This window comes from Reinekea sp. G2M2-21 (assembly GCF_015687175.1).
GTDB lineage: Bacteria > Pseudomonadota > Gammaproteobacteria > Pseudomonadales > Natronospirillaceae > Reinekea.
In genome coordinates this window covers 1,895,430-1,909,989 of record NZ_JADPQG010000001.1, presented here as the reverse complement: position 1 = coordinate 1,909,989, position 14,560 = coordinate 1,895,430, and the positions used below count along the sequence as shown (strand labels likewise).

The following is a 14,560-nucleotide window of genomic DNA, read 5'->3' as shown; positions in this document are numbered from 1 at the left end:
GGGCGAGTCGAGTCTTGTGGTGAGACTCCGGTCGACATGATAGTTTCAAACAGAACAAGAATTATGTTAAAGCGGCTATGAGGTGGTTTATGACGTTAATCGCAGCGCTCCAGAATATTGTAGGCAAGGGGAATGTACTGACGGCCGACGATGTGTGCTCGAGCGGTCAGTTGGTTTGACCATCGCCCAATGACTGCATTGGCCATTGTGCGGCCTGCAAACACCGAACAAGTCAGTGCGGTCGTGAAATGCTGCGCTCAAGCGCAGGTCAGTCTGGTGTCTATGGGTGGTCTCACCGGTTTTGTCGAAGGCGCGGTTACGACGGCACAACAGGTTGGCCTGTCACTGGAGCGCATGTCCCGCATAGAGTCGATGGATGTTGAAGACGCCTGCGTCGTTGTCGAGGCTGGGGTGCCACTGCAAACTCTGCACGAGTTTGCCGATTAAACACATGGGCAACTATATTCGCAATTTACAGGCCGCTATAAAACAGCGTTGGCCAGACGCCATTATCATCTTGTTCGGTCACCTCGGCGATGGCAACCTGCATTTGTTTATACACATCGGGCCGCAGTTAAGCGCCAGTGATAAAGCGGACATTAACCCGCTTGTTTATCAGCCACTCGCCGATATCGAAGGCTCCATATTTGCAGAGCACGGTATTGGTTTTCAGAAAAAATCTTACCTGACCTATAGCCGTAGCAAAGACGAAATTCAGATTATGCGTGATTTGAAACGCGTGCTGGACCCTCTGAATATTTTAAATCCCGGCGCGATTTTTGATAGTTAGGTCTCTGCAGTAGTCCGTTTATCAATTGTTGTGAATGTGTCTTTAAACGCGTCCCTTTTAATGATAATTCCGGGAACCGACTTCCAGTTCCCCCAGTACGTGGCTGAAGCCTTTTATTTCTTTGGCAATAACGTGGATTACGTCGTTGTCGGGGGACTTCTCCAACACGCCGTTAATGATCACCAGTTTTTCGGTGGTTAAGGTACGTAAATATTTTTGTGCAACCGGTAGCCAGACAATAATGTTAATGTTGCCGGTGTGATCTTCCAGGGTGATAAAGGTGACGCCGGTGGCGGTTTTGGGCATCTGTCGGTTGGTGATCAAGCCACTCACCACCACCGGTACCTGTACCTTATCTTCGGGTCGCCGAACAAAACGGTGTTGCGCATCCAGTGCCAGGGGCAGAAGTTGATCTGCCGTTGGCGTTTCCGGTAATAGCTGTTTTTCACGCAGGAGTTTTAGTATGTGTTTGCGTAGCGAAATGCCAGTGCTGTTGTTGTCTTCAATAATGTTTTCAAATTCATCGGGTGGTGCCAGTTCATGAGCGTCGTCTTCGAAGGCTTCGCTGAGTAAGTCATGTTGCATGTTCAGGGCGGCCGCTTGCCAGCGGGCTTGAAACCGGTGACCGGCAAGGTCGACGAGGGCGTCGGCACTGGCCAGTGATTCCAGATCTTGCGTATTTAAACCCGGTACTTTTTCCAGTTCTTGCAGGTGACGATAGCCGTGTTCGGGGCGATACAACAACAGGCTGAGGGCTGCGCTGTCACGTAGCCCTTTTACCCGTCGCAAGCCTAAACGCAGTGCGGTTTTGCCATCGGCGTTGGCTTCTAAAGTGCTGTCCCAGTCGCTGCGATTAATGTTTACCGGCAAGACCGGCACTTGATGGCGGCGCACATCCTGAACCAGCTGCGAGGCGCTGTAAAAACCCATGGGCAAGCTGTTCAGTAGCGCGCAGCAGAACGCGGCCGGGTAATGATACTTGAGCCAACAGGAAATATAAGCGATTAACGCAAAGCCAGCGGCGTGCGATTCCGGGAAACCGTATTCACCGAAACCTTCAATCTGTCGGTTGATGCGTTCGACATAGTCGGCTGGGTAGTCGTTGGCGAGCATCTTTTCCGTCAGCTTGCTGCGCAGTTTGTTTATGTGTCCGGTTTTTTTCCAGCTCGCCATGGATCGCCGCAGCGCGTTGGCTTCATCGGCGGAAAAATCGGCGGCTACCATGGCCAGTTTTATAATCTGTTCCTGAAAAATAGGAATGCCGAGGGTTCGTTCCAGGACCGGTTTCAATTCTGGTTTCGGGTAGCGAACCGGTTCAATACCGGCGCGCCGTTTCAAAAACGGGTGCACCATATCGCCGTGAATCGGGCCTGGGCGGACAATCGCAACTTGAATTACCAGGTCGTAATAGCAGGCTGGCTTCAGGCGTGGCAGCATGTTCATCTGCGCGCGGCTTTCAATCTGAAAGGTGCCCACGGTGTCGGCTTTCTGGATCATGCCAAAGACTTCGGCATCGTCGCGCGGGATGTCCTGAATGCGAATGGGTTGCTGATGGAAATCGCGGATGTAGTCAAAGGTTTTGCGAATGGCACTGAGCATACCTAAGGCCAGAATATCGACCTTCATTAATCCCAGGGCTTCCAAATCATCTTTGTCCCACTGAATAACCGTGCGGTCGGCCATGCTGGCATTTTCAATGGGCACCAGGTCAGCGACCACCCCTTCGGTGATGACAAAACCGCCCACATGTTGAGATAAATGTCGGGGGAAGCCGGTGATCTCGCCGAGCAACTGTTTGAACACCGTCACCTGATATTGCGACAGGCCGAGACCATCATTCACAATTTCATCAATCCAGTTTTTATTGCGATAACGCCAGCCGTAGTTGGCAATTTTCTGTTCGAGCTGTTCCACATGAATGCCGAGGGCTTTGGCGACATCACGCAGGGCACTTTTGCGGCGATAAGTAATCACCGTTGCGGCGAGTGCGGCACGTTTGCGACCATAGCGCCGATAAATGTATTGAATGACTTCTTCGCGCCGCTCGTGTTCAAAGTCGACATCGATATCCGGTGGGTCATCCCGGCTTTCAGAAATAAAACGTTCAAACAGCAGTGATGCTTCCTGCGGGTTGACTTCGGTAATGCCTAGTACATAACAAACAATCGAGTTGGCTGCAGAACCGCGCCCCTGACATAGAATCCCCTGGCTGCGGGCGAAGCGGACAATGTCATAAACGGTTAAAAAATAATGTTCGTAATTTTTACTGCGGATCAACGCCAGTTCTTTTTCAATGGTATGGGTGATGTCCTCGGTGACGCGTTCCCCGAAACGACGTTTGACGCCTTGGTTGACCAGTAGCCGCAAATAGGCTTCGGCTGTGTATTGGCCGGGCAGCGTATCTTTTGGGTAGTTGTAGCGAATACTGCGCAAGTCGAAGTGGCATTGTTCCGCGATGACGTGCGTTTGCTGCAGCCAGTCCGCAGGATAAATGGATTGCAATTTTTTTAATGACCGTAAATGATTTTCCGCATTGGGTTTGAGCAGGTGGCGAACCTGTTCAATGCTGTGATTTTCTTTAATGGCAGTGAGGCAATCATGCAGTATTTTGCGCGTGGGAACGTGCATCAGAACATGACTGCTGGCGGCAACGGGAAGCGAAAACTGGGCGGCCACGGCCTCTATGCGTTCAACATGTCTGGCGTCCTGATTGGTCAGCAGGTTTTCGGCTAACAGCCAAAGCCGATCGGTGAAGTGTTGTTGCAGGTGTTTCAGGGTGGAGGTGTCGTCGCCGAACCGGGGCAGTGCATACAGGCACAGGCAATCGGAGCAGTCTTTGCGATTCAGGTCGGCCAGATACAGCTGATAGCTGCCTTTTTCACTGCGTCGCCTACCCCGGGTTATCAGTTGGCAGAGTTGTCGGTAACCGTTGTCGTTCTTGGCCAGCAGGACCAGGTTGTGGCCTTCAATATAGAATTCAGCACCAATGATGAGTTTCAGCTTTAACTGGTGTTGCTCAATGGTTCGCCACGCACGGACAACACCAGCGACTGAGCATTCATCGGTAATAGCCAGAGCACTATAGTTTAACTCAGCGGCGCGCATGGCCAGCTCCTCCGGGTGCGAGGCGGCGCGCAGGAAGCTGAAGTTACTCAAACAATGTAATTCGGCAAATTTGAAATCAGGCTTTGACATGGGCGGACAAATCAATATACTGGCTATCCATACAGTATATCGTTTTTGTTGCGAAACAGAAGCACCAAACATTGTTTACAAAGTGGACTTTTGTAACGTCGAAACGGATGGCTATAAGTGCTGATGAATAGTCCGTTTTGCGCGTTTGGGCCGCGGTTATTGATGTAAGGACAGGTAAAGTGAATAACGCGGGTTATACTGTAACCACTGATGATGAACAGCAGTTGCGCTGCTCAATATTCAGTGCTGAAAGACAACAGGAGGGAATCATGAATAAGTTTTGTCAAAGTTGCGGTATGCCGATGAAAAGCGACCCAGGCCACGGTGGAACCGAGGCTGATGGAAGCAAAACCGATGAATATTGCAGTTATTGCTATGTGAACGGTGCGTTCATGCAACCGGAGATGACCGCACAGGAAATGCAGGCCTTCTGCATCGAGAAGATGAAGGAGCAGGGTATGCCGAAGTTTGTTGGCTGGTTATTTACCCGCAGTATTCCGAAATTGCGCCGTTGGCACACCGCCTGACCTTGGGGCGTCCATAAAGGCCTAGACCCGCAGAGATACCGCTGAAAGCGGGTACTTCTGTGGGTTCTCTCGAATCTTCAAACCTCATTTCGCCTGCCCTGGGTAACAATTCAGTCATGGACACATCCGGCCAAACCCGCTAGCATCGTCGCCCTTTATTTTTCAGCCAACACACCGACTTTTTAATGGGAAATACATTTTGCTGACCACTGCGAACATCACCATGCAATTTGGCGCAAAGCCACTATTTGAGAACGTTTCTGTCAAATTTGGCGACGGCAACCGGTACGGTCTGATTGGCGCCAACGGTTGCGGTAAGTCGACCTTTATGAAAATTCTGGGTCGCGACTTAGAACCAACGGCGGGTAATGTCTCCAAAGATCCCAATGAGCGCATCGGTAAACTGAAGCAAGATCAATTTGCTTATGAAGAGTACTCTGTGATCGACACGGTCATCATGGGTCACGAAGAGCTGTGGAAAGTTAAGGCTGAAAAAGACGCGATTTATGCAAAACCCGAAATGACCGAAGAAGATGGTATGCGGGCCGGTGATCTGGAAGGTGAATTCGCCGAAATGGACGGATACACCGCTGAAGCACGCGCAGGAGAATTGTTACTTGGCGTCGGTATTCCTATTGAGCAGCATTACGGGCCGATGAGTGAAGTTGCCCCTGGCTGGAAACTGCGGGTTCTGTTGGCTCAGGTGCTGTTTTCCGATCCGGATATCATGCTGCTCGACGAACCCACCAACAACCTCGACATTAATACTATTCGTTGGTTAGAAGGTGTGTTGAACGAACGTAACTGCACCATGATCATCATTTCGCACGACCGTCACTTCCTGAACAGCGTCTGCACGCATATGGCCGATCTGGACTACGGTGAACTGCGTGTTTATCCAGGCTCATACGACGCTTACATGACCGCCTCAACTCAGGCGCGAGAGCGTTTATTGTCTGAGAATGCCAAGAAGAAAGCACAGATCGCCGAGCTGAAATCGTTCGTTAGTCGTTTCTCAGCAAATGCGTCTAAGTCCAAGCAAGCGACTTCGCGCGCGAAGCAGATTGACAAAATTGAACTGGAAGAAGTGAAACCATCCAGTCGTCAGAACCCGTTTATTCGTTTTGAACAAGAACAGAAGCTGCACCGGATGGCGTTGGAAGTAGAAGGTCTGGCAAAGAGCTACGACGAAAAATTGTTTGAGAATCTGGATTTGCGGGTTGAAGTGGGCGAGCGGATCGCCGTCATCGGCCCTAACGGCATAGGTAAATCAACTTTAATGAAATGCCTTGTTGGTGACACCGAATTGACCGCAGGTACGGTGAAATGGTCTGAAAATGCGACCATTGCTTATTACGCTCAGGATCACGCCGCCGACTTTAAAGAAGACAAAAACCTGATTGAATGGATGGCGCAATGGGGTAAGGAAGGCGACGACGAACAGGTTATTCGCGGCACGCTCGGGCGGTTATTGTTCTCTCAGAAAGACATCGACAAATCCGTCACCGTTATCTCCGGTGGGGAACAGGGGCGGATGTTGTTCGGTAAAATGATGTTGCAGCGGCCGAATATTATGGTGATGGATGAGCCCACCAACCACTTAGATATGGAGTCGATTGAATCCTTAAACCTGGCGCTGGAAAACTACCCTGGCACATTGATTTTTGTCAGTCATGACCGAGAGTTTGTCTCCAGTCTGGCTACTCGCATTATTGAACTAACGCCAACCGGTATTGTGGATTATCACGGTACCTACGAAGAGTATCTGGCCAGTCAGGCTATTGTGTAACACTGGTATAATCGATTTAAAAAAACATGCTCAGCATGTTTTTTTTTGGTCTATAGGCAAGGCTATTGAGCTTAGGGCAACTGTTTGAAAAGCGGTGCCAGCGGTTCGTTGCGAAAGACCCAGCCCATTCCTAGCGCCCAGGCTGTAAGCAAAAGATGGAACAGGTCTATTCGCAAAACAGGTCCAAAGAGTGGCGTTTCAGCGCCACCAATCACCAAACCATTCACCACAAACACCACGGCAGCGACGCTGATTATCTGCGCCAACGCAGTTTGCCCATGACGCCAGCAGCGGTAAGCAGCAACCAGGGCTGCGATGTTCATCAGAATGCCAATCACCAGTTGGGCATTGGTGAGTTGTTCAAGCCACCACGCCAGCAAAAAAATGAGCATGCCATCGGCAATATGCGCGGCATACCATGGCTGGCGAACACGCAGCACCCCAGCGAAATCAAGCCAGGCAGTGGTCAGAATATAGAGTCCGGCAACACCGAACAGCCGCGAAGTGAGTTCATGCAGCAGTGGCCACGATCCTTGCAGTGTGAACGCGTACTTCAACGTTCCAATCATTGACGCGATGGAAAGCAGAAGGATGCCAGTGGCCGCCAAACGAGATGAGCTGAGCGGTACTTGGCGTAGCCGCATCGCAACCAAAAAACAAACGATGCTGAGCAACGCATCGGACATCCAAACGTATGACATGGTTTTTGTCTTTAAGCGTGATAAACAGGTAACTGCTCTTATACCACTTACGCCTGTTCTTCACCATCGCGGCAAAGTTCGTCGGCAAACTCCAGTTCAATCGTGGTGTGCTCAAAGTTATAGTCGGCCAGGTAGTCACGGATTTGCTCCTTGATTTCGCGTTGTTCATCAACACCGACCCAATCGTTCATGACGATGTGCGCGGTTAACACATTACGGGCACCGTCCAGTGACCATACATGCAGGTGATGCACCGCATTCACATGAACTAAGGCAACAATATCCTGTTTGATTTTCTGGTAATCCATTTCGGTAGGTATGGCCTGTAAAAACAAACGAACTGCCTGATACAGCGTTTTGCTGACGTTAAACAGGATAAACAGTGTAAAGCCCAATGACAGTAACGGGTCGAGAATGGGCAGGTGCCAGAAATACAGCACGACGGAAACCGCAAGCACAGCCACCCAGCCCAATACGTCTTCCATCAGATGCCAATTCAGCATTCGCTCGGCCATGGTGTTGCCCTGACTGAGTTTGTAGGCGGCGTAGCCGTTGACCACTGTGCCCAGAATCGCCAGTGCAAACATGCCTTCGACGACTGGCATTTCCGGGTGAAACAAGCGCGGAATGGCCTGGATCAGCACCCAGGCAGAGCCGATGAGTAGCACCAGACCGTTCACCACCGCGCCCAACAGTGAAAAACGCCGGTAACCGTAGGAAAACTGATGATCCGAAGGGCGTTTGCCAATATGGCTAAGCAGCCACGCCAGGCCGATGGACAGGCTGTCGCCAAGATCGTGAATCGCATCCGCCATGATCGCAGTGCTGTTGGTTAATACACCACCGATAAATTCGATGATGGTAAAGGTTAGGTTAAGAAAGAATGCCCAGGCGATATTCTTGGTATCACTGTGCATGTGGCCATGGTTATGCCCATGCCCATGCCCATGCCCATGCCCATGCCCATGCCCATGCCCATGCCCATGCCCATGTGAATGATTGTGCGCGTGACCGGTGTGACTGTGTGCCGAAGTGTGATCGTGGCTATGCATCTTTGTCTGTTTCAACTCGTCATTTGTTCAGGTTGTTCTGCAGTGTAAAGCTTAGAGTCGAATGAAGGTCAAGCCAAGGAGCATGGGGTTGCTATCCTGTATTGTCACGAAAGGATTTAATCGATCGACAGAGTATGGCACGATGCCGAACTTTCATGATCTGATAACGAGTTTTAACCATGTTGAACCCCTGGTTATTGGCCATGCGCCCGAAAACCTTACCTGCTTCCGTAAGCCCTATATTGCTGGGCTCGGCTCTGGCATTTGACCAGGGGCTGTTTCGCTGGTCGGTGTTTGGGTTAGCGATGATCTGTGCGCTGGCTTTGCAGATCGCTGTGAATTTTGCCAACGACTATTTTGATGCAAAATCCGGTGTAGATACCGAAAAACGACTGGGACCACAGCGCGCGACACAAAGTGGCCTGATCAGCAGTCAACGTATGCTGATGGCGCTGTTGCTTGTTTGCCTGGTTGCCTTTATCAGTGGCATGGGGCTGGTCTGGTTGTCCGATTGGGTCTTGCTGGTTCTGGGGATTGCATCGTTGGTCGCCGTGTTTGCCTACAGCGGTGGACCATTCCCGTTAGCCTCGCACGGGCTGGGTGAAATAACCGTGTTGTTGTTTTTTGGTTTGTTGGCGGTCGGTGGCACCTATTACGCGCACAGTTTGCATATCACTGCATCGGTTTTAGGCTATGGCGTCGTGGCGGGGTTAATCAGTGCCGCCATTATGCTGGTGAACAACATCCGGGACATCCCAACCGATGCTCCTGCCGGTAAGCACACACTGGCCGTCATGTTGGGAGATCAACTTGCACGAGAATTGTATAAATGGTTGCTCGTTTTCGCATTGGTGATGCATTTACTGGTCTCGTTTAATCTGGGATTCGCATCGTTCGTGCCGTTGCTGGTGGTGGCCCCCATGGCTCGCCGCCTTATCCAACAAAGCCGGCAACTGCAGGGGGCGGAGCTCAATCAGTTGCTGGCTCGCACCGCCGTATTGGAAATGGCGTATTGCCTGCTCGCCAGCATGGTGCTTCTTGTTATGCGCTGGCTGTAATTCTTGGCCAGAGTACTAAGACCAACAGAATAAGTGCGACGGTCGGAATCAGCGAAATGGTCACAATACCCGACCAACCCGCAGCAAACAGAATAATACCTGCGCTCAGCGAAGTTAATGCCTGAAAGATGAAAACAGACACATCATTAGCCGCCTGTACCCGGTATTTTTCTTCCGGTTTGTAGGCCTTTGTCAGTAACGACGTGCCACCAATAAACAAAAAGTTCCAGCCGATGCCCAACAGCACCAGTGCCCACCAATAGTGGAATACAGCTACACCACTGTACGCAAAGGCGGTGGTGCCAAGGTAGGCCAATAAGCCAGCGAAAATGACCTGACGGGCACCGAATTTTCGGATTAATTCACCGGTAAACAGCGACGGCAAAAACATCGCCATAATGTGACTTTGAATAACCCATTTCGTGCTTCCAAGGCTGTGACCCATCATATCGTGCATGGCAAGCGGGGTCGCCGTCATCACGAAACTCATGACGCCATAGCCAATGGCCGCCGCGCAGACGGCGATGATGAAGTTAGGTCGACGCACAATCGCAGACCAGTCTATAGGGTCTTTCGTATTGTGGTGCTGCTGGGTTGGTTTGGTGTTGGTGAAGAACAGCAGTAACAGAAAAGCGATGGCACTGGCCAGCATAAGCGTAATGAAGGATCCGGAATAGGTTACCGATAGTAAGTTTTCGCCCCACGCCGCAAGCTCGGTGCCAATGAATGCCGCGCCCACACTGCCGATCATCAAAACTGAAATCGCGCGACCGGCCAGTTCTGGCTTATCGACATTCTCGGCTGCGGCAAAACGGAACTGCTGAACCACTGCCAGAGTTGCACCGATGAACGTAACGCCAATAAGAAAGACCACGAAACTGGACATGGCGATTCCCAGCGCTGCAAGACCCGACGCAGAGCAGGAAACGAGCATCGCCCCCAAAAACACGATTTTACGACCGAAGCGTTGCATCAACAGCGCCGCTGGGAATGCCCCCAGCATCATGCCCGTAACCATCATGGTGAGTGGCAGGGTCGACCATTGTGGTGAGGGTGCTAACTGTTTTCCGACCAGACCACTGATCAGTACGATGGCGGGTGATATGGCCAAGGCAAAGGGTTGGGTCAGAAATAACAGCCAAATATTGCGATTCAGTCCGAACATTGAAGGTTCCGCATGCGTTGATAGAGAGGCGTTTTTACGGGAATCTTTCTCATTTGGCAAATGAAACCACGGAAACGGTTGGCATCGGGAGTCAATGCCGTATAATCCCGCGCCCCTTTTTCTGTGCCGGGAGGCGAATAGCTATGTCGATTTGTGGATTGGATTTCGGCACCTCAAATTCAACGGTCGGCGTCCTGCACAATGACCAAGCCACCATGGTTCCATTGGAAAAACATCCCCATACAGGGGATATGGAAACCACCTTGCCCAGCGCGTTGTTCTTCGACTTTGAAACTGACGACATCAGCTTTGGGCGTCAGGCTATCCGGAACTATACCCAGGGTGAGTTCGGTCGCCTGATGCGCTCGATGAAGTCCATTCTTGGTTCCAGCCAGATGGACGAAGGCACGCAGATTAAGGGGCAGGTGTATTCGTTTAACCAGATTATTGGTTTCTTTATGCAGAGCCTTAAGTCGCGGGCAGAGGCGTTCAGTCAGCAGGCCATGCAGTCGGTCGTGCTCGGAAGGCCGGTCCATTTTAACGACCATCATCCGGCTTTAGATGCAGCCGCAGAGCAACGGCTGGCGGAGATAGCCCGTCAAGTCGGATTCGATCAGGTTTCGTTTCAGTTTGAACCCATCGCCGCTGCATTTGACTATGAACAGACCGTCGAAGACGAAGAAATCGCTCTGATTATTGATATCGGGGGGGGGACCTCGGACTTCACGATTATTCGATTATCGAAAGCCGGACGGCAACGCGCGGACAGATCTGCGGATTTGCTGGCCAATCATGGTATTCACATCGGTGGTACCGATTTCGACCGGCATTTATCAATGGCCACCATGATGCCATTTTTTGGTCTTGGGGTGCCTTATAAAGACAAGCCGACCATTGCCATGCCGATTCACTATTTTGTGGATCTGGCGACCTGGCACCGGATTCACACCCTCTACGACTCGAAAGTGATTCGCGACATCGCCGATTTACGCCTAAGTATGCAACAGGTTGAACCGATTGACCGGTTATTGACCTTATTGAAGCAGAAAGATGGGCATCGACTGGCCGGACAGATTGAACAAGCAAAAATAGACTTATCTAGCGCGTCACACACCCAGTTGGATCTGGCCTTCTTAAACCGGGATGGAGTAGTGACGGGCGATGTCACACATACCGCAACTGCCCAGGACCTGGAAGATGCCATTGCCACGGATGTCGGCCGGGTGTTTGCCGCCATTGATGAAACCCTGGTGCAAAGTGGCTTGGATAAGCAACAGATCAACACCGTTTTTACAACGGGAGGCTCCACGGCGCTACCGTCGGTCAAGGCTCTGGTGCAGCAGCGGTTTCCGGCCGCCAACTGGGTCAGTGGTGACCTGTTCAACAGTGTGGGAAAAGGTTTGGTGCTGGAAGCACAACGCCGTTATCGTTAACGGCGTCGTTTCGATGCTCAGGAGGCGACGGCTTCTACCGGTTCTGGTATTTCCAACGACTGCGTTAACAGAAAGGCTTTCTGCTTATTGTTGCGTAAAAACGCATGCAGTTCCTGAGTCGTTAACGGCTCCCAATAGGCTTTTGGGTTCAGTTTTGAAATGGCCGACAGATACGGCACAAACTGATGGCCTGTTTTGTTGTGTACGGCAGCCCACGTCAAATAGGCGCGGTTTACCTTCATGGTTTTAATCAATCCGATGGTGGCTTTGTAGTCCGGATTCTCTTCAACAAATTCCAGTACGGCGTCAATGGTATTAATCAAGATTCTGCTCCGTGAATCAGGGTGTGCTGTCTAATGTACCGAATTGTGAGTGTGATCCCAGTCACATCGTTCAAGTAGCAAGAGAGTCGACGTTCGGTCTAAGCGTACTGTTCTTTTTGATCATTTATGCACGAATGGAGCGTTTCGAATGGCATGTTCTTAAACTTACTGAGTTTGAATCGGTGGTATTTGTGACACGCAGTGATTTGGCTGTATTGCGGGGTTATCTTCGTCAAGGACCAGGTTCAAAAGGTAGTACTGGTTGCGACCCTTAACAGAATAAACAAAACTGAACCGGGCCAGGTAACCCTGCAGCCTGGCTATGGTGCGCGCTGTTATGGCCGTTCCTGGTGATTGGTTTTACTCCCGCGCCGGAAGGCTGAGCAGACGTTGTTTGAGCAGGTCGTAGATGCAAAACAGGGCTTCCAGCTGGTCATCGTCCCGAGCCTTAAAGAGTGGCACTATCTGATCACCGGTTTCGTCTGTTCCCGCAAACCGAGCCCTTAGTTCAATCTGCTCACAGGTGGTTATGCCGTAAATCACACCGATGGCGAATAGAGCGAAAGAGACGATGATTGCCGGTGGCCCCAGCCACAGACTGGCAATGCCACCCGCCAGCGCTAGCTGCAAGCCGAGCAGAAGCTGCCGGATGAACTGCTGCATGCGATTGTGCTTGATGACAAAGACATCCTTGATGTGGTCAACTTCATAGATGTCGTTTTCGATACGCAAAATACGGTCGTTGACGACGTAATCGATCATACTCAGACTCCCTTTTTGCGGGCGACCAGACGGTCCGTTAACAGCACCTAGTTTAGTCGGTATTTCAGAATTCGATACTCGAATGCATCACTCAAATTTTTAAAAATATTTTGCCAACCCTTTGGTATTCTCTTGCGTCAAAGCCCACATCAATAACAAAGACAGGGATTCGCCCGACCCATGGATGCACCACTCGATACCCAAAAAGCGCTGATTGCGCTGGCGAAGACCGGCGATTCCCACGCCTTTGAGCGTCTTGTTGGGCCACTGACAGAGCGGATGTTGAGCGTCGCACAGGGATTGGCCGGTCAGCCGGGGGATGCGGATGAAATTTTCCAGGAGGCGATGCTGAAGGCTTATCGGGGCTTGCCTCGGTTCCGTCAGGACAGTCAGTTCAGTACCTGGCTGTACCGGATTGTCCTCAATACGGCTCATTCCCACGCGCGGAAGCCAACGTCAATTCTGGCCCGGTTGATCGCGAAGTCCACGTTGAATGATGAGTTCGACGTGGAGCAACTGGGGGCAGCGGCTGAGCATTCGAATCCCGAACAACAATTGGCACAACAACAAACCTCGCGTGCGATTCAACAGGCCGTTCAGCGACTCAGCAAACAGGAACGACAGGCCTTTGTGCTCTGTCATCAGCAGGATATGAAAATCCAGGAAGCCGCACAGATTATGGATTGCACTGACGGTGCCATTAAAAGTTATCTTTCCCGTAGCCGGGAGAAGATCCGCGATCAACTTCAGTTTTTGCAGGTGGAATAACATGAAGCACTCAGAGAATTTCCCGATAAACCTGAGCAATGCCGATCGGCAGTTGATCATGGCGTATCTCTATGACGATTGCACCGAACAGCAGCGTCAGGACGTTGAACGCAGAGCACAAACTGAAACCGATTTTGGACGTTATCTGACTCAGGAACAGGCGCTGAACGATGTGTTGAACAATCAACCTATTAAGACAGTGTCCTCAGAGCAGGTCAGTGCGGCTCGTTATCGATTGCACACAGCCTTGAACCGGCCACGGCATTTTTCATTAGAAAGTTTACAACACTGGTTGTGGCCTCAAGATGGCTTAACAGCCATGCCCTGGGCATCGCTGGCGTTGATGTTTGTCATTGGTTTTTGGTTCGCACAGGGATTACCTGATCGCAATGCGGCCTCTCCGACGTTACAACCGGTGGCAGCGCCGTTGCAGTTCATTCGACCCGGTGAATTCGAAATTACCAACCTGAAAATGACCGGGTACGACGTCGGTAATGGGGACGTGCAGTTGACTTATTCACTGGTATCCCGAACCGAATTGAATGGCAATTTGGGCAGCGCCGATATCCAGCAATTGTTAGCGGAATCCTTGCAAGATGACGTCAGTGATGCCACTCGCTTGGATTTGGTCGGACTGCTGAAAAACGTAACAGCTTCGGCCTCGGTGCGAGCCGCGTTAAGTCACAGCTTGTTAAATGATCCAAACCCGGGGGTGCGTTTGCTGGCAGCTGAAGCGCTGACTGAGTACGCAGTTGATCCCGATACACGGCACAGTTTATTGCAAGCATTGGCCAATGATGTGAACGCTGGCGTGCGCATTGTGGCCTTTCAATCACTGATGAATTTTCTGGATGATCCGGCAACGTTAGACACGATACAACGGATTAGCGTGCACGACAGCAACCGGTACATTCGAGACAGTGCCAATCGTTTGGTTGAGCCATTGAAACAACCAAATGACACTCAAATTTAAGTTAGTGGAAGATCAGGAGAGATC

The 14,560-nt window shown here is 51.1% G+C and carries 14 protein-coding genes; 8 read left to right on the top strand and 6 right to left on the bottom strand.

Translation table 11 applies throughout. From position 1 onward, the window contains the following. Positions 1–150: 150 nt before the first annotated feature. Entirely contained in the window at positions 151–447 is a 297-nt protein-coding gene (locus IYN85_RS08700) for an FAD-binding oxidoreductase (RefSeq protein ID WP_196158407.1), read from the top strand. A gap of 4 nt (positions 448–451) precedes the next feature. Then, complete coding sequence (locus IYN85_RS08695) at positions 452–790, top strand: FAD-linked oxidase C-terminal domain-containing protein (RefSeq protein WP_196158406.1); 339 nt, start codon at positions 452–454, stop codon at positions 788–790. Between the two features lie 57 nt (positions 791–847). On the opposite strand, the gene IYN85_RS08690 is transcribed toward IYN85_RS08695, so the two are convergent. Next, the gene (locus IYN85_RS08690; protein ID WP_196158405.1) at positions 848–3,985 is read right to left on the bottom strand and encodes an error-prone DNA polymerase; all 3,138 of its coding nucleotides are present in this window, start codon (positions 3,983–3,985) and stop codon (positions 848–850) included. A gap of 179 nt (positions 3,986–4,164) precedes the next feature. On the opposite strand from IYN85_RS08690, the gene IYN85_RS08685 reads away from it, so the two are divergent. Further along, the gene (locus IYN85_RS08685; RefSeq protein ID WP_370592172.1) at positions 4,165–4,512 is read left to right on the top strand and encodes a zinc ribbon domain-containing protein; all 348 of its coding nucleotides are present in this window, start codon (positions 4,165–4,167) and stop codon (positions 4,510–4,512) included. Positions 4,513–4,711: 199 nt separating this feature from the next. Beyond that, entirely contained in the window at positions 4,712–6,301 is a 1,590-nt protein-coding gene (locus tag IYN85_RS08680) for an ABC-F family ATPase (RefSeq protein ID WP_196158404.1), read from the top strand. A gap of 71 nt (positions 6,302–6,372) precedes the next feature. Here IYN85_RS08680 and IYN85_RS08675 read toward each other — a convergent pair whose 3' ends face one another. Together IYN85_RS08675 and IYN85_RS08670 are read right to left on the bottom strand one after the other, a co-directional pair. Continuing rightward, a complete protein-coding gene (locus IYN85_RS08675; protein WP_196158403.1) occupies positions 6,373–7,002 on the bottom strand; it encodes a hypothetical protein in 630 nt (209 codons plus the stop codon). Between the two features lie 47 nt (positions 7,003–7,049). After that, entirely contained in the window at positions 7,050–7,919 is an 870-nt protein-coding gene (locus IYN85_RS08670; RefSeq protein ID WP_230390648.1) for a cation diffusion facilitator family transporter, read from the bottom strand. A 314-nt stretch (positions 7,920–8,233) separates the two neighbouring features. Here IYN85_RS08670 and IYN85_RS08665 point away from each other — a divergent pair, with 314 nt between their 5' ends. Next, complete coding sequence (locus tag IYN85_RS08665; protein WP_230390529.1) at positions 8,234–9,112, top strand: 1,4-dihydroxy-2-naphthoate polyprenyltransferase; 879 nt, start codon at positions 8,234–8,236, stop codon at positions 9,110–9,112. On the opposite strand, the gene IYN85_RS08660 is transcribed toward IYN85_RS08665, so the two are convergent. Next, entirely contained in the window at positions 9,096–10,277 is a 1,182-nt protein-coding gene (locus IYN85_RS08660; RefSeq protein ID WP_196158401.1) for an MFS transporter, read from the bottom strand. The two genes, IYN85_RS08665 and IYN85_RS08660, sit on opposite strands and share 17 nt — an antisense overlap. Positions 10,278–10,420: 143 nt before the next feature. Between IYN85_RS08660 and IYN85_RS08655 the strand changes: the two genes are divergently transcribed. Further along, positions 10,421–11,710 (top strand): Hsp70 family protein, encoded by a 1,290-nt coding sequence (locus IYN85_RS08655; protein WP_196158400.1) that lies wholly within the window; start codon positions 10,421–10,423, stop codon positions 11,708–11,710. A 17-nt stretch (positions 11,711–11,727) separates the two neighbouring features. Here the strand turns inward: IYN85_RS08655 and IYN85_RS08650 are convergent, their stop codons facing one another. Both IYN85_RS08650 and IYN85_RS08645 read right to left on the bottom strand, forming a co-directional pair. After that, positions 11,728–12,033: a hypothetical protein gene (locus tag IYN85_RS08650; RefSeq protein ID WP_196158399.1), complete on the bottom strand. Its 306-nt coding sequence runs from the start codon at positions 12,031–12,033 to the stop codon at positions 11,728–11,730. Between the two features lie 360 nt (positions 12,034–12,393). Continuing rightward, positions 12,394–12,795 (bottom strand): hypothetical protein, encoded by a 402-nt coding sequence (locus tag IYN85_RS08645; RefSeq protein WP_196158398.1) that lies wholly within the window; start codon positions 12,793–12,795, stop codon positions 12,394–12,396. 180 nt (positions 12,796–12,975) lie between these two features. Between IYN85_RS08645 and IYN85_RS08640 the strand changes: the two genes are divergently transcribed. Both IYN85_RS08640 and IYN85_RS08635 read left to right on the top strand, forming a co-directional pair. Next, positions 12,976–13,563 (top strand): RNA polymerase sigma factor, encoded by a 588-nt coding sequence (locus IYN85_RS08640; protein ID WP_196158397.1) that lies wholly within the window; start codon positions 12,976–12,978, stop codon positions 13,561–13,563. A gap of 1 nt (position 13,564) precedes the next feature. Beyond that, positions 13,565–14,536 (top strand): HEAT repeat domain-containing protein, encoded by a 972-nt coding sequence (locus IYN85_RS08635; protein WP_196158396.1) that lies wholly within the window; start codon positions 13,565–13,567, stop codon positions 14,534–14,536. Positions 14,537–14,560: the final 24 nt, after the last annotated feature.

What these genes read in the sequence shown, in the direction of transcription:
- IYN85_RS08700 (WP_196158407.1), top strand. Translation starts at nt 151, where the DNA reads ATGTGTGCTCGAGCGGTCAGTTGGTTTGACCATCGCCCAATGACTGCA.
- IYN85_RS08695 (WP_196158406.1), top strand. Translation starts at nt 452, where the DNA reads ATGGGCAACTATATTCGCAATTTACAGGCCGCTATAAAACAGCGTTGG.
- IYN85_RS08690 (WP_196158405.1), bottom strand. Translation starts at nt 3,985, where the DNA reads ATGTCAAAGCCTGATTTCAAATTTGCCGAATTACATTGTTTGAGTAAC.
- IYN85_RS08675 (WP_196158403.1), bottom strand. Translation starts at nt 7,002, where the DNA reads ATGTCATACGTTTGGATGTCCGATGCGTTGCTCAGCATCGTTTGTTTT.
- IYN85_RS08670 (WP_230390648.1), bottom strand. Translation starts at nt 7,919, where the DNA reads ATGCACAGTGATACCAAGAATATCGCCTGGGCATTCTTTCTTAACCTA.
- IYN85_RS08665 (WP_230390529.1), top strand. Translation starts at nt 8,234, where the DNA reads ATGTTGAACCCCTGGTTATTGGCCATGCGCCCGAAAACCTTACCTGCT.
- IYN85_RS08660 (WP_196158401.1), bottom strand. Translation starts at nt 10,277, where the DNA reads ATGTTCGGACTGAATCGCAATATTTGGCTGTTATTTCTGACCCAACCC.
- IYN85_RS08655 (WP_196158400.1), top strand. Translation starts at nt 10,421, where the DNA reads ATGTCGATTTGTGGATTGGATTTCGGCACCTCAAATTCAACGGTCGGC.
- IYN85_RS08645 (WP_196158398.1), bottom strand. Translation starts at nt 12,795, where the DNA reads ATGATCGATTACGTCGTCAACGACCGTATTTTGCGTATCGAAAACGAC.
- IYN85_RS08640 (WP_196158397.1), top strand. Translation starts at nt 12,976, where the DNA reads ATGGATGCACCACTCGATACCCAAAAAGCGCTGATTGCGCTGGCGAAG.
- IYN85_RS08635 (WP_196158396.1), top strand. Translation starts at nt 13,565, where the DNA reads ATGAAGCACTCAGAGAATTTCCCGATAAACCTGAGCAATGCCGATCGG.